This window comes from Citrobacter sp. CK180 (assembly GCF_030333655.1).
GTDB classification, from domain to species: domain Bacteria; phylum Pseudomonadota; class Gammaproteobacteria; order Enterobacterales; family Enterobacteriaceae; genus Citrobacter_B; species Citrobacter_B koseri.
Genome location: NZ_JAOWFM010000056.1, coordinates 131376 through 151530, shown reverse-complemented (window position 1 = coordinate 151530; position 20155 = coordinate 131376). Strand labels below are relative to the sequence as shown.

Here is a 20155-nt window from a genome sequence, read left to right as displayed (position 1 = left end):
GATGAATATAAACAAACTGCTTTTAATCCCACTGCTGATAATCGCCTCTGGCTGCAGCCCGCAGAAACCTGAACCTTTGCAGTCAAAACAGGCCGCCAGCGGCGACTGGACGCTGCCTTATGGCGAGTGGAGTTTTTCTTTTGTCACCCCTTCTGAACTACCCGCAGAAGTCCTTCATGCCCGGGTTATTGATACGGATGGTTATCTGTATACCTTCAATACACTTGACCAAACTGCTCAGGCTCCGGATTCCATCGATAAATGGGCCCCGACTGTCTATGGCCCCAGCGTCATTTTCAACAAAGTCAAAAAACCGCCTCAGTACATTGTCTTCTGCTGGGAATCCTATATCGACAAACAAACTTACGAGACCAGCGCCGTGTTCGGACCAGAAACCTGGCTACGGATGAAAACCCCTGCCGATCATACCTGGGACGGGGATGCCGTCTGGTACGATAATCTTCTCTTCGGCCTGTCCCCTGGTGGCAAAGTCGACGTCTGGTTCCCCGATGTCGCCGGGCGTCCCAGCCTTCCCGTAAAACCGCTGAAAATGTGGACCCTCGCAGGCAACGAGATGACGCTCTGCAAAGACTACGTCGTCCCCGGCGGCACGTTTAATTTCATTCAGTCAACGCAGGATTTCATTAAAGGCAAAACCTACCCGTATGGAAACTGGGATTAACAATATCCTTGCCCGACAGGCAACTACAAATACGGCGACTTCAGTTGCCGTTTCACTTTCGAATGAAATTAAATTTGTGCTCCCCGTCACCTTGTTATTAGAATGTTTCTGGTCGCAGTTTTGAGCCAGGAGCAATGTATGACCGTTAAAGTTATCGTCACTGATATGGACGGAACTTTTCTCGACGACGCCAAAAAGTACGATCACGCACGATTTATGGCGCAGTATCAGGAACTAAAAAAACGCGGCATCGAATTTGTCGTCGCCAGCGGCAATCAGTATTACCAACTCATTTCCTTTTTCCCCGAGCTGAAAGACGAAATTTCCTTCGTCGCGGAAAATGGCGCGCTGGTTTATGAGCATGGCAAGCAGCTGTTTCATGGCGAACTGACCCGGCATGAATCCCGTATTGTGATTGGCGAGCTGTTAAAAGATAAGCAGCTTAATTTTGTCGCCTGCGGCCTGAAAAGCGCTTATGTCAGCAAACATGCGCCGGAATCTTTTGTGGCGCTGATGTCGAAGCACTACCACCGCCTGCAACCCGTGAAAGATTACCAGGACATTGACGATGTTCTGTTTAAGTTTTCACTGAACCTGCCAGACCAGCAGATCCCCTTCGTGGTTGATGCGCTGCATACGTCGCTGGACGGCATTATGAAACCCGTGACCAGCGGCTTCGGCTTCATCGACTTAATCATACCGGGATTACACAAAGCGAACGGCATCAGCCGTCTGTTGAAACGCTGGGATCTTTCGCCGCAAAACGTGGTGGCGATTGGCGACAGCGACAACGATGCGGAAATGCTGAAAATGGCGCGGTACGCTTTCGCGATGGCGAACGCCGCAGACAACATCAAAGCCCTCAGCCGTTATCATACCGATGATAACAACCATCAGGGGGCGTTAAACGTGATTCAGGCCGTACTGGATAACGCCCCGCCTTTTAACGTCTGATTCCAGATACCGGAGCGCTGCTCCGGTTTCCTCCTGCTTTTCCATTCTGCGTACCGCATCAAGTTTTTAAACTTGCATTAACTTATTTATAACTTATATTGTCATTTGTAATTAATTTAAGTTTCGAATGAAAGTCAATGCGAGGTGGTTATGGCTTTAACCTTCACAAGCGATACATTACCGGCCGATCATAAAGCGGCGATCCGGCAGATGAAGCAGGCGTTGCGGGCGCAGCTCGGTGATGTGCAGGGAGTTTTTGACAGGCTCAGCAAGGTGATTGCCACACGCGTGGCGGAAATCAATACGCTCAAAGCGCAGGGCGATGCCGTCTGGCCTGCGCTGTCTTACGCGGATATCCAGTCCGGCGCCATCACGGTAGCGCAGCGTGAACAGATCAAGCGGCGTGGATGCGCGGTCATTAAGGGCCATTTTCCGCGGGAACAGGCGCTGGCATGGGATCAATCCATGCTGGATTATCTGGATCGCAACCATTTTGATGAGGTGTACAAAGGTCCCGGCGATAACTTCTTCGGTACATTAACCGCCTCCCGCCCTGAAATTTATCCGATTTACTGGTCGCAGGCGCAGATGCAGGCTCGTCAGAGCGAAGAGATGGCGAACGTTCAGTCTTTCCTTAATCGGCTGTGGACATTTGAAAGCGACGGCAGACAGTGGTTCAACCCGGATATCAGCGTGATCTACCCGGATCGCATCCGCCGCCGCCCGCCCGGCACCACCTCAAAAGGTCTGGGGGCGCATACCGATTCCGGCGCACTGGAACGCTGGCTGCTGCCCGCCTATCAACGGGTTTTCGCCAGTATCTTTAACGGCGAACTGGAGAAGTACGATCCCTGGCATGCCGCCTACCGTACCGAAGTCGAAGAGTATACGGTCGATAACACCACCAAATGCTCGGTTTTCCGCACCTTCCAGGGGTGGACGGCGCTGTCAGATATGCTGCCGGGCCAGGGCTTGCTGCATGTGGTGCCGATTCCAGAAGCGATGGCGTATATCCTGTTACGCCCCCTGCTGGATGACGTTCCTGAAGATGAACTGTGCGGCGTTGCGCCAGGCCGGGTGCTGCCGGTTTCGCAACAATGGCATCCGCTGCTGATTGAGGCATTGACCAGTATTCCGCAACTGGAGGCCGGGGACTCCGTCTGGTGGCATTGCGATGTGATCCACTCCGTCGCGCCGGTGGAAAATCAGCAAGGCTGGGGGAACGTGATGTACATCCCCGCCGCGCCGATGTGTGAGAAAAACCTGGCTTACGCGCACAAGGTCAAAGCCGCGCTGGAAACGGGCGCATCGCCAGGCGATTTCCCGCGTGAAGATTACGAAACAAACTGGGAAGGCCGTTTTACGCTGAGCGATCTGAACGTTCACGGAAAACGCGCGCTGGGCATGAGCTAAGCGTCATACAGCCCTTCCCGCTCTACGGCGGTGCGTCGTTTCCCTGGACGTATCCGCCGCACCGACTCCCGCACCGTCAACGTGCCGTTCAGCAACAGCGTACCGATTGGCGCATTCGGACGAACCAGACGTTGTTGCAGCATATGTACCGCCTCCGTCCCCAGCTCATCGCGCGGCACATGCACTGCCGTTAACGGCACATCCTGAATTTCCGCCAGATTAAAGCCGTCAATACTCATCACTGACACATCCTGCGGCACGCGAAGGCCGCGCTTTTGCAACGCGCTGATGACGCCCGCCGCCATAAAATCACCGCCGACCAAAAACGCCGTCGGCAACGCCTTATCCGGCGTATTCGCCAGCCATTCGCTGACCCGCTGCTCCGCCTCTTTCGCACTGAAACTCGGCGATACCAGTAAATCCCGCTTATCGTTAAATTTCAGATTATGGGTTTGCCAGGCGTCGCGAATGCCGGCCAGACGCAGCTCCATCGTGTAGCGACGCAGACAGAGCACCGTCATCACGTCGCGATGCCCCATTGAAAAAAGATAATCAGCGGCAAGTTCGCCAATGGCGCGGTGATCGGGCGAAACGGCTGGCAAACGCATTCGCTGATCGCGGCAATTAATCAGTACGCAGGGTTTCCCCACGTCCACCGCCAAATCGTGAATATGCGGATCGTCAATCCCTAACAAAATCGCCGCCTGCGTTTCCGCTTCGTTCATCCGCGCGAGGAAAAGCTGCGTGTCACTGTCCAGTTCCTCAAGCGCGCAATAACGCAGCCGTACTTCATACGCCGTCAGCCCTTTACTCACGTTCTGAATCACGCGGTAGTAAAAGATGTCGGACCGCTCATCAAACGCCCGCTGCGGCGCAAAGACCACCAGACTATTCAGCAACAGCCTGCCTGCCGCCATCCCGTCCATGACGCCCAGCTCCCGCGCGCACTCCAGCACTTTGTTGCGCGCTTTTTCACTGGTATTTGCCTTCCCCGCCAGCACGCGGGAGACGGTGCTGACGGAAAGCTGCGTCCGCGCGGCAATTTCGCTGATTTTGAGCCTTTTATCCATTTTGTGATCTTGCTCCATTTGCTAAATGAAAAAATTTTCATAACGCACAAACAGGGAAATAACTGGCTTAACGTCCATCTTGCCAGAGCGATACCGTTAGTAATGAGAAAACTTGCACAAAATCCACTATTGCCCGCCCATTTTCTCACTTAACCTGAACTTGTCACACAACTTACATACTAGTTGTATAGCAACTAAGAATAAATAAAAAGATAACTTTCAATGAGATAACAAAATTTGTGTGACACCCAAACGTTTATTTCCCCTACCGTCCGTCTTGTGGAGAAAAGAAATGAGTCAGGACATCAATAACACTGTCGCCGCGAGTAAAACCCGCCGCGTCATCAAAAATTTGCGCTGGTATGTGCTGGTGCTGTTCTTACTGGGTGTGACCGTTAACTACATCACGCGTAACTCGCTGGGTATCCTGGCGCCGGAGCTAAAAGAGAGTCTGGGGATCACCACCGAGCAATACTCCTGGATTGTCGGCGCGTTCCAGATTGCCTACACCATTTTCCAGCCCCTGTGCGGCTGGCTGATCGATGTGATTGGCCTGAAGATTGGCTTTATGGTCTGCGCCGGGATCTGGGCGCTGATGTGTATCTTCCATGCGGGCGCCGGAAGCTGGCTGCATCTGGCGATTTTGCGCTTCTTTATGGGCGCATCTGAAGCGGCCGCTACGCCAGCCAACGCCAAAACCATCGGCGAATGGTTCCCGAAATCAGAGCGTCCGGTCGCGGCGGGCTGGGCGGGCGTCGGCTTCTCAATTGGCGCCATGCTGGCGCCGCCAATCATCTACTTCGCGCACGCCTCATTCGGCTGGCAGGGCGCATTTATGTTTACCGGCGTGCTGGCGCTGCTGTGGGTGATCCTGTGGTGGGCGTTCTACCATAACCCGGAACAGCACCCGAACCTGAGTGAAGAGGAACTGGAGTATATCAAGCAGGATAACGAGCCTCCGGCCGTGAAACTGCCCTTCCTGACCGCGCTGAAAACCGTGTCGAAAAATAAACGTTTCTACGGTATCGCGATCCCGGCTTTTATGGCAGAACCGGCCTGGGCGGTGCTGAGCTTCTGGGTGCCGCTGTATCTGGCGAAGGAACACGGCATGGACTTGAAGCAGATCGCCATGTTTGCCTGGCTGCCGTTCCTCGCCGCCGATCTCGGCAGCGTGGCGAGCGGCTATCTCACCCGCCTGTATACCCGTCTGTTTGGCTGCTCTCGCGTTAACTCCGTGGTGGCAAGCTCCGTGACCGGCGCGTTTCTGATGATTTCTCTCGGCATCGTGGCCATTACCCGCGATCCGTATATCACCATCGTGCTGATCTCCATCGGCGGCTTCGGTCATCAGATCATCTCCTGCATGCTAAGCGCGCTGGTCGTGGAGTCGTTTGATAAAGGCCAGATGGCGACCGTCAACGGAATGCGCGGCTCTGCGGCGTGGATCGCCAGCTTCCTCTTCTCTCTGTTAATTGGCGTTACCGCCGACAAAATCGGCTTTAACCCGCTCTTTATCGCCATGGGGTTCTTTGACCTGATTGGCGCTGTTTTCCTGGTGGCATTTATTGCTGAACGTCGCGCCAAGCGCGCCTGATAGTGGATGTATTGCGTATGAAAACCCTGAAAAACTGGATTGTAGAGAAACAGTCGGCCCATCATCTGGAACTGCTGGTCGATGGTCAACACCATCTGTGCCTGTACGTACTGGAAGAAAATCTGTTTCGCGTGCTGATCAAACGTAAAGGCGAACTGGCATTAGACAGAACCTGGAGTATCGCCCCGGCGCAGGATGTGCCGTGGGCAGGCCGCAGCCGTGAGGATGTCAGCGGCTTTAGCTGCCCGGCCTGGCAACTGACGCAGCAGGATGGCGCACTGATTGTCGCCACTGAGCAACTGCGCGTGACCGTCCACCAGCCGCTGTGGCTGGAGTGGCACTATCGCGATGAGGGGGGCGACTGGCAGCCGCTGGTCAACGACCGCCCCACCAGCGCCTATCTGCTGAACGCTCACGGCGACGGCGTGGCGCACTATTTAAGCCGCCGTAAAGATGAACGTTTTTACGGTCTGGGCGAGAAAGCGGGCGACCTGCAACGCAACGGCCAACGCTATGAGATGCGCAACCTTGACGCGATGGGCTATAACGCGGTCAGCACCGATCCGCTGTACAAACATATTCCATTCACCATCGCCCGCCGCGATGACGTCAGCTACGGTCTGTTTTACGACAACCTGAGCAGCTGCTGGCTGGATCTGGGCAATGAAATCGACAACTATCACACCGCCTATCGCCGCTGGCAGGCGGAAGCGGGCGATATCGATTACTACATCTTTACCGGCAAGCGTGTGCTGGATGTCACCAAAGCCTTTGTGCGCCTGACGGGGAAAACCCTGTTCGGGCCGAAGTGGAGCCTGGGTTACAGCGGCTCGACCATGCATTACACCGATGCGCCGGACGCGCAAAACCAGCTGATGAACTTTATCCGTCTGTGCAATGAACACGCGATTCCGTGCGATTCGTTCCAGCTTTCATCTGGCTACACCTCCATTAACGGCAAACGCTACGTCTTTAACTGGAACTACGACAAGGTGCCGCAGCCGAAAGTGATGACCCAGGCATTCCACGATGCGGGGTTGAAGCTGGCAGCCAACATTAAACCGTGTCTGTTGCAGGATCACCCGCGCTACAACGAAGTCGCGGAAAGAGGGTTATTTATTCGTGATTCGGAAACCGACGCGCCGGAACGTTCAAGTTTCTGGGATGACGAAGGTTCTAACCTTGATTTCACCAATCCGCAAACCGTCGCCTGGTGGCAGGAAGGCGTCACCACGCAGTTGCTGGAGATGGGGATCGACTCCACCTGGAACGACAACAACGAGTTCGAAGTGTGGGATGGCGAAGCCCGCTGCCACGGCTTTGGCCGCGAAATCGCCATCAAACATATTCGCCCGGTCATGCCGCTGTTGATGATGCGCGCCTCGCTGGAAGCGCAGCAGCGCTTTGCGCCGGAAAAACGCCCATACCTGATCTCCCGTTCCGGCTGCGCCGGGATGCAGCGTTACGTGCAAACCTGGAGCGGCGATAACCGCACCAGCTGGGATACCCTGCGCTACAACACCCGCATGGGGCTGGGGATGAGTCTGTCCGGGCTGTATAACGTGGGTCACGACGTCGGCGGTTTCTCTGGCGATAAACCGGATGCGGAGCTGTTCGTGCGCTGGGTACAGAACGGCGTGATGCACCCTCGCTTTACCATCCACTCATGGAATGACGATCATACGGTGAATGAGCCGTGGATGTACCCGGGCGTGACGCCGGCGATTCGTAGCGCGATTGAGCTACGTTACCGTCTGCTGCCCTACTTCTACACGCTGCTGTGGCAGGCGCACGCCGACGACGAGCCGATGCTGCGCCCCACTTTCCTCGACCACGAGCACGACGCGCAAACCTTCGCAGAGTGCGACGACTTCCTGCTTGGCCGCGATATTCTGGTGGCGAGCGTGGTGGAACCTGGTCAACGTGAACGCCGCGTCTGGCTGCCGGATAACGAAACCGGCTGGTACGATTTCGATAGCCACGAATGGTTCTCTGGCGGCCAGTGGATCACGCTGAACGCGCCGCTGGAAAAACTGCCGCTGCTGGTACGCGCCGGTGCAGGTCTGCCGCTGAGCGAACGGATCACCCATGTCAGCGCTGAACGCGACGATACCCGCGAGCTGAAACTGTTCCCGGTCAAAGGCGTGGGGGCAACGTCCGGTCTGCTGTTTGAAGACGATGGCGAAAGCTGGGGTTATCAGACAGGCAATGCCCTGTGGGTGGAGTGGGAGATGGTGTGCGATGGGGCGACCGTCAACCTGAAGATCAACGCGCGTGGCGACTATCGTCCGGCATGGAACACGTTGAAGGTATCGTTACCGGTAGGGGAAAAACGTACGCTGCGGGTGAATGGCGTTGAAGGGAGTGAGTGGGTGCTCTGAAAATTGCCGGGTGGCGGCTTCGCCTTACCCGGCCTACAAACTGTAGCGTAGGCCCGGTAAGCGTAGCGCCACCGGGCTTTTTTTAGCCATCGATCCCTTTACTACGCAGATAATCTTCGTAGTTGCCGCTGAAGTCCACCACACGCTGCGGCGTAATTTCCAGCACGCGCGTCGCCAGCGAGCTAACAAACTCACGGTCGTGAGAAACGAAAATCAGGGTGCCCTGATACATCTCCAGCGCCATGTTCAGCGATTCGATCGATTCCATATCCAGGTGGTTGGTCGGTTCGTCCATCACCAGGATATTCGGTTTCTGCATCATCAGCTTACCGAACAACATACGCCCTTTTTCACCACCGGAGAGCACCTTCGCCGGTTTTCTGATATCGTCCTGGCTGAACAACAGACGGCCAAGAATGCTGCGTACAGCCTGCTCGTCATCGCCTTCCTGCTTCCACTGACTCATCCATTCAAACACCGTCAGGTCATTTTCGAACTCATATTCGTGATCCTGCGCGTAATACCCAATGCGCGCGTTCTCTGACCACTTCACGGTGCCGTTATCCGGCGCCAGATCGCCCACCAGCGTTTTCAGCAACGTGGATTTACCCACGCCGTTAGTCCCGAGTACCGCAAGTTTTTCGCCCACTTCCAGCAGCAGATTAACGCCCTTGAACAGCGGGCCGTTATCAAAGCCTTTCGCGAGCGCTTCCACTTCCAGCGCGTTACGGAACAGCTTCTTATCCTGTTCAAAACGGATGAACGGGTTCTGACGGCTGGAGGCCTTCACCTCATCAAGCTTAATTTTATCAATCTGACGGGCACGAGACGTTGCCTGGCGAGACTTAGACGCGTTAGCGCTAAAGCGGCTGACGAAAGATTGCAGGTCTGCAATCTGCGCCTTTTTCTTGGCGTTATCGGCCAGCAGGCGTTCACGCGCCTGGGTGGCAGCAGTCATATACTCGTCGTAGTTACCCGGGTAAATGCGCAGTTCGCCGTAATCCAGATCCGCCATATGCGTACACACCATATTCAGGAAGTGACGGTCGTGCGAAATGATGATCATGGTGCTGTCACGTTCGTTCAGTACCTGCTCCAGCCAACGGATCGTGTCGATGTCGAGGTTGTTGGTCGGTTCATCAAGCAGCAGGATATCGGGGTCGGAAAACAGCGCCTGCGCCAGCAGGACACGCAGCTTCCAGCCTGGCGCGACTTCGCTCATCGGGCCGTAGTGCTGCTCAACCGGAATACCCACGCCCAGCAGCAGTTCGCCCGCGCGCGCTTCGGCAGAGTAACCATCCATTTCGCCGTATTTCACTTCCAGATCGGCCACTTTATAGCCATCTTCTTCGCTCATTTCCGGCAGCGCGTAGATGCGGTCGCGTTCCTGTTTCACTTCCCACAGTTCAACATGCCCCATGATCACCGTGTCGAGTACGCTGAACTCTTCGAAGGCAAACTGATCCTGGCGCAGCTTACCGATACGCTCGTTCGGATCGAGAGAGACGTTGCCCAGCGTCGGTTCGAGATCGCCGCCGAGGATTTTCATAAAGGTGGATTTACCGCTACCGTTGGCGCCAATCAGGCCGTAACGGTTGCCGCCGCCAAATTTGACGGAAATATTTTCAAACAGCGGCTTGCTGCCGAACTGCATGGTGACGTTGCTGGAAACTAACACTGGCGTATCCTGAAAAATATGTGACAAACCGCTTATTATGCCACAAGTCTTAAATAAGATCGCGCCTCACGGTAAGCCGCTAAAATTGTCCTCACGGGAAAAAAATGTGATTTCGTACACATCTGAATTCCCACTTAACGGGAATGCACATATAATGCGCTCCCAACATGACAGAATTCTCAACCCAATAGCCTGCCAGGCACTGAATCTCGCATAACATGAATATGAAATTAACAACGTTTTTCGCGGCGGCCCTCGCTGTAGTTGGCTTTTGCAGCACCGCCTCAGCGGTGACTTATCCTTTACCGACCGATGGCAGTCGCGTCGTTGGTCAAAACCAGGTGATCACTATCCCGGAAGGCAATACCCAACCACTGGAGTATTTTGCGGCTGAATACCAGATGGGGCTGTCTAACATGCTGGAAGCGAACCCGGGTGTTGATACCTTCCTGCCAAAAGGCGGTACGGTGCTGAACATTCCTCAGCAGCTGATCCTGCCGGACACCGTGCATGAAGGCATTGTCATTAACAGTGCGGAAATGCGTCTGTACTACTACCCGAAAGGCACCAACACGGTGATCGTCCTGCCGATTGGTATCGGTCAGTTAGGGAAAGACACGCCAATCAACTGGACAACGAAAGTTGAGCGTAAGAAAGCAGGCCCGACCTGGACGCCGACGGCGAAAATGCATGCCGAATACCGCGCGGCGGGCGAACCGCTGCCTGCCGTCGTACCGGCTGGCCCGGATAACCCGATGGGTCTGTACGCGCTGTACATTGGTCGTCTGTATGCGATTCATGGCACCAACGCTAACTTCGGTATCGGCCTGCGCGTCAGCCACGGCTGCGTCCGTCTGCGTAACGACGACATCAAGTTCCTGTTTGAAAATGTGCCGGTCGGCACCCGCGTACAGTTTATCGACGAGCCGGTGAAAGCGACCACTGAGCCAGATGGCAGCCGTTACATTGAAGTCCATAACCCTCTGTCTACCACTGAAGCACAGTTCGAAGGCGGCGAGATCGTACCGATTAACCTGAACAAAAGCGTTCAGAGCGTCACCAGCCAGCCTGATGTCGATCAGTCTGTGGTTGAGCAGGCCGTTCAGAACCGTTCCGGTATGCCGGTTCGTCTGAACTGATCAAAGCAATGTGCCGGGTGGCGACTCTCGCCTTACCCGGCCTACCGCGTCGGCCCGATAAGCATAGCGCCATCGGGCCATCACTTCAGCAGCAACAATCCATATCCCACCAGCGCCGCCCAGAGCAGCATCGGCAACGAATACCAATGAAACCGCCACCAGATACGCCGATCATTTGCCATCCGCAATGCAATCAGATTCGCCAGCGATCCCGGTAGCAAACCAAAACCACCGATATTAACCGCCCAGGCCAGCAACGCGGTCGGTGGAACGTAGTTGAGCAATAAAATCGTGGCGGGCACATTGCTGATAAACTGCGACAGACCGAGCGCAGTCAGCCAAAGCCCCGGCGCAGAGAGCGTTTCAACATGGCGCAGTACGCCCTGTAACACCGGTAGCTGTATCAATAAATGCACGTCGATAAACATCGCCATAAACACCAGCAGCAACGTCCAGTCGACGCTCAGTACCACGCGGCGCGCCAGGACGATGAACCCTGCCGCCACAATCGCCAGCCCCCAGAGTTCCTGCTTCAGTTCAAGCGCGGTCAGAAACACGATATACAACCCAGAGCAGCTCCACACCAGGCGCGGTTGCCACTCAGGGGCGCGCGTACCGGTATGGTATTGCAACGCCTGCCCCGGAAAACAAAGGCCGCACAGCACCAACAGCGTCAGCATCATCACGGCGGCAAGCGGCGCCATCTGCCAGACAAAAGCCGCAAATGAAAGGCCAGAACGCCCCCACAACAAAATATTTTGCGGATTGCCAATCGGCGTGAGCAGCGAACCGGCGTTGACCGCCAGCGCCTCAAAGATAATCAGCCGATTTACCGGAATCGCACACAGTCTTTTCAGGGTAATGGTCAGCGGAACGACGATAAACAGCGCCACATCGTTGGTCAGGAACGTTGACAGCACCGCCGCCGCCAGCACCATAAACATTGCCAGACGGCGTTCCGTTTTAAAACGACGAACCATTCTGCGGCCCAGCACATCAAAATATCCGCTCAGCTCAACGCCTTTGGTCAGCAGCATCAAACCGCTCAGCGTAATAATGGTGTGCCAGTCAATTGCACCCGGCCAGGTGCGGGGAGTAAACGGGACGAACAAACTGAGTCCGGCCCCGACAAGAAGTAATAACAGCAGGAAACGATCGCGTCTTAATGCCCGCAGAAAAGGAAAACTCATTCAGAAGGCGTTCCGTGCTTTTGCGTAAACAGGCGGAAAGCCTCAAGCGTTTCCTGGCTTACATGGTGCTCCATCCCTTCCGCATCGCGGCGTGCGATTTCCGGGCTGACGCCCAGCACCAGTAAAAAGTTTTCCACGATCTGGTGGCGTTCACGGCTTTCCTGCGCCAGCTTCTCGCCTTCTGCGGTCAGGAATACCCCGCGCCAGGGGATCATTTCGATAAGCCCTACCGACGCCAGACGCTTGAGCATCTTGGCGACCGTCGGCTGGGAAACGCCAAGTCGCGCCGCCATATCAACCTGACGCGCTTCACCGACCTCGATAATTAAATCGGAAATCAGCTCAACGTAGTCATCAATCAGTTCACGGCGATGCGCTTCCCTGACCTGGCGGAACCCTTCGACGTGTTCTTCGACATTCACTAATTGCGTCACTTTTTTTGTTGTTGGCGTACCTGCGCGACGACTCATTCTGCTTCCTCGTTACTGTGACGCGTTAATTGCATCTGGCTGGAGTGGGTCCATTGTAAACCAGAGTTGCACAGGCTCAAAAATTTAACGTTTTAGCAATAGCTATATAATATAGCCTGTGCTATATCTGTATGTAATGCAGGCATCCCTCACGGATTGATGGGATCGTAAAGTCAGGAGGTTTCTATGAACGAATTTAAGAGGTGTATGCGCGTGTTTAGCCACTCTCCCTTTAAAGTACGGTTAATGCTGCTGTCCATGCTGTGTGACATGATCAACGGCAAACCCGAGCAGGATCAGCCCTCGTCAAAATAACGCGGCGTCGCGGTACGCCGCTCCATTTTGACGCAATCTTCTCGCATCAAGGCGCGCTCGCGCTGGGTTTTATCTCAATACCCTTTCTTTTTGTCGGTTTTGCTGCCCCCTTCGCAAAACATTTTCCTTGTAGTAGTTGACCTTCTTATACACACGCTCTATCGTTGCGCAGCCCTGCATATATTGCGGCTCGCAGATGCGGACCCCATCCCCTCTTCACGCACTTTCCGGCAGGTATTGACCCTTAACGCCAGGGTGAGCACATGGCGTTTTTGCAATAGTGGCATATGAATTTAACCCTCAAAGACTCGCTTATTGCCCGCAGCAGGGCCATTAGCCCGTGGACTGGCTTCTACTTTTTACAGTCGCTGCTGATTAACCTCGCGTCGGGCTACCCGTTTAGCCTGTTCTATACAGCGGCCTTTACCTGCCTATTGCTGTTGTTCTGGCGCGCCGCGCCGCGCGCGCAAAAGGTGTTGATCGGGCTATGCTCGCTGATCGCCGCCATGTATTTCCCGTTCGGCCAGGCCTACGGCTCGCCAAACTTTAATACGCTGCTGGCGCTGCATTCGACCAACGTGGAAGAGTCCACCGAAATCCTGACCATCTTCCCGTGGTACAACTATCTGGTAGGCCTCTTTATCTTTGCACTGGGCGTGATTGCCGTTCGCCGTAAGCAAGAGACGGAGAAAAAAGCCTGGCGCGTTGTGGACAGCGTGTGTCTGCTGTTCAGCGTCATCGCCTTTTTTGTCGCGCCGGTGCAAAACCTGGCGTGGGGCGGCGTGTTTAAATTAAAAGACACCGGCTACCCGGTTTTTCGCTTCGTGAAGGATGTCATCGTCAACAACAATGAGGTGATTGAGGAGCAAGAGCGGATGGCGAAGCTATCCGGGATGAAGGATACCTGGACGGTCACTGCGGTTAAGCCCCGATACCATACCTACGTGGTGGTGATCGGTGAAAGCGCGCGGCGTGACGCAATGGGCGCATTCGGCGGTCACTGGGATAACACCCCGTTTTCCAGTACCGCCAATGGTTATTTTTTCATGGATTACGTTGCCGCCAGCGGCTCAACGCAAAAATCGCTCGGTTTAACGCTCAACCGCGTGGTCGACAACAAGCCGCAATTCCAGGATAACTTCGTGACGCTGGCCAACCGTGCCGGTTTCCAGACCTGGTGGTTCTCGAATCAGGGGCAAATCGGCGAATACGATACGGCTATCGCCAGCATCGCGAAACGAGCCGATGAAGCGCACTTCCTGAAAAGCGGAGACTTCGAAGCCGACAAGAATACGCGTGACGATGCGCTGTTAAAAATGACCGCTCAGGTACTGGAAACAGAACGCACGCAGCCGCAGTTAATCGTGCTGCACCTGATGGGCTCGCACCCGCAGGCCTGCGATCGCACGCAGGGAAAATACGACGTTTTCGTGCAGTCGAAAGAGACCTCTTGCTACCTGTACACTATGACCCAAACGGACGCGTTGCTGGGAAAACTGTACGCGCAGTTGCGTAACAGCGGCGACAGCTTCTCTATGGTCTACTTCTCGGATCATGGCCTCGCATTTAAAGAGCGCGGGAAAGAGGTGCAGTATCTGGCGCATGACGACAGGTATCAGCAGAATTTTCAGGTGCCGTTTATGGTACTTTCCAGCGATGACAAAGCGCATCGCGTGATTAAAGCGCGCCGCTCGGCAAATGATTTCTTAGGCTTTTTCTCGCAATGGACGGGGATCAGCGCGAAAGAGATTAAAACCAAATACCGTTTTATCTCTGAGCAGAAAGCCGGGCCGGTCTTCATCACCAACTTCAAGTTGCAGAAGGTGGATTACAACCATCTGGGTACGGATATTTTTAGTACCAAACAGCGCTAAACCTGTAGTCCTGATAAGACGCCTCAGCGTCGCCATCAGGCATTGCCGGATGGCGGCATAAATACCTTATCCGGCCTACACATCAGACAAAAAAATCCGCCCCGAGGGGCGGATTTTTCATATCACCGAAGTGATTAGAAGCGGTAACCAACACCGGCGATCCAGGTGCCGACGTCCACGTTACGGATACGGCTCTGCTCATAGGAGAAGTCCAGCGCAACGTTTTCGATCGGGTTGAACTGCAAACCGGCACCGTAGGAGAAACCGTAGTCGCTGGTGTCGTGTTTGTCAGCCGGGGTGGCAGCAGTCTGGAATTTACCGTAACCCACACCAACAACACCGTAGATGCTTGCCCAGTCGTTCAGACGGTAAGCAGGGCCGGCGGTGAGGCCGTAGTACTGAGTTTTGTTGTAATCGCCAGCACCGTTAGTACGATCTTTTTCTGTGTAGGTGAAGGAACCGATTACGCCCAGCGGGTTGTTGTCCTGCTCGTAGCGATACTTCAGGTTAAAACCGTTCATTTTGTTCGCTGCGCCCTGAGCATCGCTCTGAGCGTAACCACCCGTAACGGTAGAAGTAGCAGCTACAGCAGTACCTGCGGAAATAGCCAGAACAGCGGCCAGTGCTGAAAGACATGCAATTTTTTTCATAACCACCTCAAATGTGCTTCAAGTAAATCCTAAGTTATAAATATATCAAAAATTGATGAGAAACTCTTTGCGATTCGCGATGTCTAACGGGTCTTTTCGTGTAACAGAACATTTCCATAACCCGCTATCTCTTTCAAATAACATCACTTTTCCGGTGAAGTGCACCATTATTACGCGCACAATATGGTACATTCATCCAGATAATTCCTAATTACGCAGTTTATTAATCCATCAATTCATCGATATTTTACGGATTCTCCGGGATTTTTTTTCAACGAATACTCAACCGTCAGAGGTTATTTCTATTACACTGCCTTTTTTACTTCTATTGACATTAATTGACAGGAGAAAGGATGCCGGGGTCGTCACGTAAGCCAGTCTGGCTGCCTATTTTGGTTTTGCTCATTGCGATGTCCTCTATTCAGAGCGGAGCCTCGCTGGCGAAATCGCTGTTCCCTCTCGTCGGGGCGCCGGGCGTTACCGCACTGCGTCTGGCATTAGGCACGCTAATCCTGATTGCGTTCTTTAAGCCCTGGCGTCTGCGCTTTGCCAGAGAACAGCGGCTGCCGCTCCTGTTTTACGGTCTGTCGCTTGGCGGGATGAACTACCTGTTTTACCTGTCGATTCAGACAGTGCCGCTCGGCATCGCCGTTGCGCTGGAGTTCACCGGGCCGCTGGCGGTCGCGCTGTTCTCGTCCAGACGGCCTGTCGATTTCATCTGGGTTGTGCTGGCCGTGCTTGGACTCTGGTTCCTGTTGCCGCTTGGTCAGGGCGTATCGCATGTTGATTTAACGGGTGCCGCGCTGGCGCTCGGCGCAGGCGCCTGCTGGGCTATCTATATTCTGACCGGGCAGCGGGCGGGTGAAGAACACGGCCCCGCGACCGTGGCGGTAGGCTCGCTCATTGCGGCGATCGTTTTCGTTCCGGTTGGCGCGCTACAGGCGGGAGAGGCATTATGGCACTGGTCGATTCTCCCGCTGGGTCTGGCTGTCGCCGTGCTGTCAACGGCGCTGCCCTACTCGCTGGAAATGATCGCGCTGACGCGACTGCCCACGCGAACGTTTGGGACGCTGATGAGCATGGAGCCCGCGCTGGCTGCCGTTTCGGGGATGATTTTCCTGGGAGAAACGCTGACGCTGGTGCAGCTTCTGGCCCTGGCCGCCATCATTGCCGCCTCGATGGGGTCCACGCTCACCATCCGGCGGGAAACGAAAATTCAGCAAGTCGACATTAATTAACGTTACAATTCTGCATGATTTGCATAATCATGCAGAATATTGCTTTTATCCTTCTCATTATTATTATCTCCGCTATTTTTCTGCTGCCTGCAAACCTATTTATGTTTATCGCTCATAGTGAATGAGAATTATTAACATGCTGACGCTTAATTTAATAACGTATTGATTTTTAATCATTTTCAATATTAAACACTTTCTGCGCTATTAAAGTGATAGGCACAGACAGAAAAGCAAAATGAAAAACCGGTGCTATACTTAGTTTCGTTAATTACCTGGGACACAAAACATCAAGAGGATATGAGATTATGAGTACCGCTAAACTGGTAAAAACGAAAGCGTCTAATCTGCTTTATACCCGCAACGATGTATCAGACAGCGATAAGAAAGCGACGGTTGAGTTGCTGAATCGTCAGGTGATCCAGTTCATTGACCTGTCACTGATCACTAAGCAGGCTCACTGGAATATGCGCGGTGCTAACTTTATTGCCGTACATGAGATGCTGGATGGCTTCCGTACAGCGCTGACCGACCACCTTGATACCATGGCAGAGCGTGCCGTACAGCTGGGTGGCGTGGCATTAGGGACAACGCAAGTGATTAACAGCAAAACACCGCTGAAAAGCTATCCGCTGGATATCCATAGCGTTCAGGATCATCTGAAAGAGCTGGCGGATCGTTACTCTGTTGTCGCCAATGATGTTCGTAAAGCCATCAGCGAAGCCAAAGACGAAGACACTGCTGATATCTTTACCGCGGCTTCCCGCGACCTCGATAAATTCCTGTGGTTCATCGAAGCCAACATCGAATAAGCAGCATGATAAGTAAGACCTATGAACCCTCGCTTCGGCGGGGGTTTTGCACTTTTATAGTGCATCAAATTTCTTCCGCCCCGCCGTAAAGTAAAATATTTGTAATAATCACCTCACACAATCGTTAACGAGAGATTGTTTTAGCAACAATTTTTGCGCTAAATAGTCATACCGTTTGCACCTGATTCGGTCTGCACTAAATCAGTGCCCCAAAACGGTGCAATCCGTCAGTTTTGCCACGCTTATTGTGCATTAAAATGAAATGCCTTCTTTTTAAAACAATGAGTTGCATAATTGGCACGATTCTTTCATTACGCCATATGTTCTCGCAGGGGATCGCCCCGTGGATATAAAAGGAAATGCTATGAAGTCTGTATTAAAAGTTTCACTGGCTGCACTTACCCTGGCTTTTGCGGTGTCTTCTCACGCCGCGGATAAGAAACTCGTCGTGGCAACCGACACGGCGTTCGTTCCGTTTGAATTCAAACAGGGCGACAAATACGTTGGCTTTGATGTGGATCTGTGGGCCGCTGTCGCGAAAGAGCTGAATCTGGACTACACCCTGAAACCGATGGATTTCAGCGGCATCATCCCGGCGTTGCAAACCAAAAACGTCGACCTGGCGCTGGCAGGCATCACGATCACCGACGAACGTAAAAAAGCGATCGACTTCTCTGACGGCTATTACAAAAGCGGTCTGTTGGTCATGGTGAAAGCCAATAACAACGATGTGAAAAGCGTGAAAGACCTCGACGGCAAAGTGGTTGCGGTGAAGAGCGGCACCGGTTCTGTCGATTACGCGAAAGCAAACATCAAAACCAAAGATCTGCGTCAGTTCCCGAATATCGATAACGCCTACATGGAACTGGGCACCAACCGTGCGGACGCCGTTCTGCACGATACGCCAAACATCCTCTATTTCATCAAAACCGCGGGCAATGGTCAGTTCAAAGCGGTAGGTGAGTCTCTGGAAGCGCAGCAATACGGCATCGCCTTCCCGAAAGGCAGCGACGAACTGCGTGAGAAAGTGAACGGCGCGCTGAAAACGCTGCGTGAAAACGGCACCTATAACGAAATCTACAAAAAATGGTTCGGTACTGAACCTAAATAATAACGCTGTATTTTAGCTCGTTACGCCCGGTGGCGCTTGCGCTTACCGGGCGTACAGGCCTTTGAGTATTTTCACCACGGTAACAGGAACAATTTATGGAGTTTGACTGGAGTGCCATCTGGCCCGCCATCCCGCTATTGATTGAAGGCGCCAAAATGACCCTGTGGATTTCAATCCTTGGTCTGGCTGGCGGCCTGGTCATCGGGCTGCTTGCGGGTTTTGCACGCACCTTTGGTGGTTGGATCGCCAACCACGTTGCGCTGGTCTTTATCGAAGTGATTCGCGGTACGCCTATCGTTGTGCAGGTGATGTTTATCTACTTCGCGTTGCCGATGGCGTTTAACGATCTGCGAATTGATCCCTTCAGCGCCGCCGTTGTCACCATCATGATTAACTCGGGCGCGTACATTGCAGAAATCACGCGCGGTGCGGTGCTGTCTATCCACAAAGGTTTTCGCGAAGCGGGCCTGGCGTTAGGGCTGTCTCGCGGCGAAACCATTCGCCACGTTATTTTACCGCTCGCGCTGCGCCGTATGCTGCCGCCGCTCGGTAATCAGTGGATTATCAGCATCAAAGATACCTCGCTGTTTATTGTTATCGGCGTCGCCGAACTGACTCGTCAGGGGCAGGAAATCATCGCCGGTAACTTCCGCGCGCTGGAAATCTGGAGTGCCGTTGCGGTGTTCTATCTGATCATTACGCTGGTACTGAGCTTCATTCTGCGTCGTCTGGAAAGAAGGATGAAAATCCTGTGATTGAATTTAAAAACGTCTCCAAGCATTTTGGGCCAACCCAGGTGCTGCACAATATTGATCTGAACATCAAACAGGGTGAAGTGGTGGTCATCATCGGGCCATCCGGCTCCGGGAAGTCCACTCTGCTGCGCTGCATCAACAAACTGGAAGAGATCACGTCCGGCGAGTTGATTGTTGATGGTCTGAAAGTGAACGACCCGAAGGTGGATGAGCGGTTAATCCGTCAGGAAGCCGGCATGGTGTTCCAGCAGTTCTATCTCTTCCCGCATCTGACGGCGTTGGAAAACGTCATGTTCGGGCCACTGCGCGTGCGCGGCGCGAAGAAAGAAGATGCCGAAAAGCAGGCCAAAGAGTTATTAGCGAAAGTCGGGCTGGCAGAGCGCGCGCATCACTACCCTTCCGAACTTTCCGGCGGTCAGCAGCAGCGTGTGGCGATTGCCCGCGCGCTGGCGGTGAAGCCGAAAATGATGCTGTTTGATGAACCGACCTCCGCGCTGGACCCGGAACTGCGTCACGAAGTGCTGAAAGTCATGCAGGATCTGGCGGAAGAAGGGATGACAATGGTCATTGTGACCCACGAAATCGGCTTTGCCGAGAAAGTGGCCTCCCGTCTGATTTTCATCGATAAAGGGCGCATTGCGGAAGACGGTAATCCGCAAACCCTGATTGAAAATCCGCCCAGCCAGCGTTTGCAGGAGTTCTTGCAGCACGTTTCCTGAGGCATGCCCCTCCCTTCCGCCCGGAAGGGAGGATTTCCCCGGAATCCTCCCATTTCAAATCCCTCCCCTTTAAGCATCTATACTTATCTTTTTGCTTATATTTCTCACAGGAG

Annotated in this window: 18 protein-coding genes; 13 read left to right on the top strand and 5 right to left on the bottom strand. The window is 53.8% G+C overall.

Going from position 1 to position 20155, the window contains the following annotated elements; genetic code table 11:
* Position 1 precedes the first annotated feature (1 nt).
* From OGV50_RS21755 to OGV50_RS21745, 3 genes are all read left to right on the top strand, one after another.
* A complete protein-coding gene (locus OGV50_RS21755) occupies positions 2-682 on the top strand; it encodes a DUF2931 family protein (protein WP_115614928.1) in 681 nt (226 codons plus the stop codon).
* 138 nt (positions 683-820) lie between these two features.
* Positions 821-1636: a Cof-type HAD-IIB family hydrolase gene (locus tag OGV50_RS21750; protein ID WP_049010113.1), complete on the top strand. Its 816-nt coding sequence runs from the start codon at positions 821-823 to the stop codon at positions 1634-1636.
* Between the two features lie 150 nt (positions 1637-1786).
* The gene (locus OGV50_RS21745) at positions 1787-3049 is read left to right on the top strand and encodes a DUF1479 domain-containing protein (RefSeq protein ID WP_049010115.1); all 1263 of its coding nucleotides are present in this window, start codon (positions 1787-1789) and stop codon (positions 3047-3049) included.
* Here the strand turns inward: OGV50_RS21745 and OGV50_RS21740 are convergent.
* Positions 3046-4119 (bottom strand): LacI family DNA-binding transcriptional regulator, encoded by a 1074-nt coding sequence (locus OGV50_RS21740; protein WP_286488763.1) that lies wholly within the window; start codon positions 4117-4119, stop codon positions 3046-3048. The genes OGV50_RS21745 and OGV50_RS21740 overlap by 4 nt on opposite strands.
* A 292-nt stretch (positions 4120-4411) precedes the next feature.
* Between OGV50_RS21740 and OGV50_RS21735 the strand changes: the two genes are divergently transcribed.
* A complete protein-coding gene (locus OGV50_RS21735; RefSeq protein WP_012133145.1) occupies positions 4412-5713 on the top strand; it encodes an MFS transporter in 1302 nt (433 codons plus the stop codon).
* Positions 5714-5730: 17 nt separating this feature from the next.
* The gene (locus tag OGV50_RS21730) at positions 5731-8094 is read left to right on the top strand and encodes a glycoside hydrolase family 31 protein (RefSeq protein WP_200092218.1); all 2364 of its coding nucleotides are present in this window, start codon (positions 5731-5733) and stop codon (positions 8092-8094) included.
* 82 nt (positions 8095-8176) lie between these two features.
* Here OGV50_RS21730 and OGV50_RS21725 read toward each other — a convergent pair whose 3' ends face one another.
* On the bottom strand, positions 8177-9772 hold the full coding sequence (locus OGV50_RS21725; protein WP_047457942.1) for an ABC-F family ATPase: 1596 nt from the start codon (positions 9770-9772) through the stop codon (positions 8177-8179).
* A gap of 218 nt (positions 9773-9990) precedes the next feature.
* On the opposite strand from OGV50_RS21725, the gene ldtB reads away from it, so the two are divergent.
* Positions 9991-10911, top strand: coding sequence for a L,D-transpeptidase (gene ldtB / locus OGV50_RS21720; protein ID WP_012133148.1), 921 nt, complete (start codon positions 9991-9993; stop codon positions 10909-10911).
* Between the two features lie 80 nt (positions 10912-10991).
* On the opposite strand, the gene OGV50_RS21715 is transcribed toward ldtB, so the two are convergent.
* Both OGV50_RS21715 and mntR read right to left on the bottom strand, forming a co-directional pair.
* A complete protein-coding gene (locus OGV50_RS21715) occupies positions 10992-12101 on the bottom strand; it encodes an anion transporter (protein ID WP_047457947.1) in 1110 nt (369 codons plus the stop codon).
* On the bottom strand, positions 12098-12571 hold the full coding sequence (gene mntR, locus OGV50_RS21710; RefSeq protein WP_012133150.1) for a manganese-binding transcriptional regulator MntR: 474 nt from the start codon (positions 12569-12571) through the stop codon (positions 12098-12100). The genes OGV50_RS21715 and mntR overlap by 4 nt, the downstream gene beginning before the upstream one ends.
* 186 nt (positions 12572-12757) lie before the next feature.
* Here mntR and mntS point away from each other — a divergent pair, with 186 nt between their 5' ends.
* Together mntS and OGV50_RS21700 are read left to right on the top strand one after the other, a co-directional pair.
* A complete protein-coding gene (gene mntS, locus OGV50_RS21705; RefSeq protein ID WP_047457949.1) occupies positions 12758-12886 on the top strand; it encodes a manganase accumulation protein MntS in 129 nt (42 codons plus the stop codon).
* A 287-nt stretch (positions 12887-13173) separates the two neighbouring features.
* Complete coding sequence (locus OGV50_RS21700; protein ID WP_200092215.1) at positions 13174-14760, top strand: phosphoethanolamine transferase; 1587 nt, start codon at positions 13174-13176, stop codon at positions 14758-14760.
* Between the two features lie 134 nt (positions 14761-14894).
* Here the strand turns inward: OGV50_RS21700 and ompX are convergent, their stop codons facing one another.
* The gene (ompX, locus tag OGV50_RS21695) at positions 14895-15410 is read right to left on the bottom strand and encodes an outer membrane protein OmpX (protein ID WP_012133153.1); all 516 of its coding nucleotides are present in this window, start codon (positions 15408-15410) and stop codon (positions 14895-14897) included.
* A 353-nt stretch (positions 15411-15763) separates the two neighbouring features.
* Between ompX and rhtA the strand changes: the two genes are divergently transcribed.
* From rhtA to glnQ, 5 genes are all read left to right on the top strand, one after another.
* Complete coding sequence (gene rhtA, locus OGV50_RS21690) at positions 15764-16648, top strand: threonine/homoserine exporter RhtA (RefSeq protein ID WP_012133156.1); 885 nt, start codon at positions 15764-15766, stop codon at positions 16646-16648.
* A 305-nt stretch (positions 16649-16953) separates the two neighbouring features.
* The gene (gene dps / locus OGV50_RS21685) at positions 16954-17457 is read left to right on the top strand and encodes a DNA starvation/stationary phase protection protein Dps (protein WP_012133159.1); all 504 of its coding nucleotides are present in this window, start codon (positions 16954-16956) and stop codon (positions 17455-17457) included.
* A gap of 364 nt (positions 17458-17821) precedes the next feature.
* Complete coding sequence (glnH, locus tag OGV50_RS21680) at positions 17822-18568, top strand: glutamine ABC transporter substrate-binding protein GlnH (protein ID WP_012133160.1); 747 nt, start codon at positions 17822-17824, stop codon at positions 18566-18568.
* Positions 18569-18663: 95 nt separating this feature from the next.
* Positions 18664-19323 carry a glutamine ABC transporter permease GlnP gene (glnP, locus tag OGV50_RS21675; RefSeq protein WP_012133162.1) on the top strand — a complete coding sequence of 220 codons (660 nt, stop codon included), beginning with the start codon at positions 18664-18666 and terminating at the stop codon, positions 19321-19323.
* Positions 19320-20042, top strand: coding sequence for a glutamine ABC transporter ATP-binding protein GlnQ (gene glnQ, locus OGV50_RS21670; RefSeq protein WP_012133163.1), 723 nt, complete (start codon positions 19320-19322; stop codon positions 20040-20042). Before glnP ends, glnQ begins: the two co-directional genes overlap by 4 nt.
* The last annotated feature ends 113 nt before the right edge of the window (positions 20043-20155 follow it).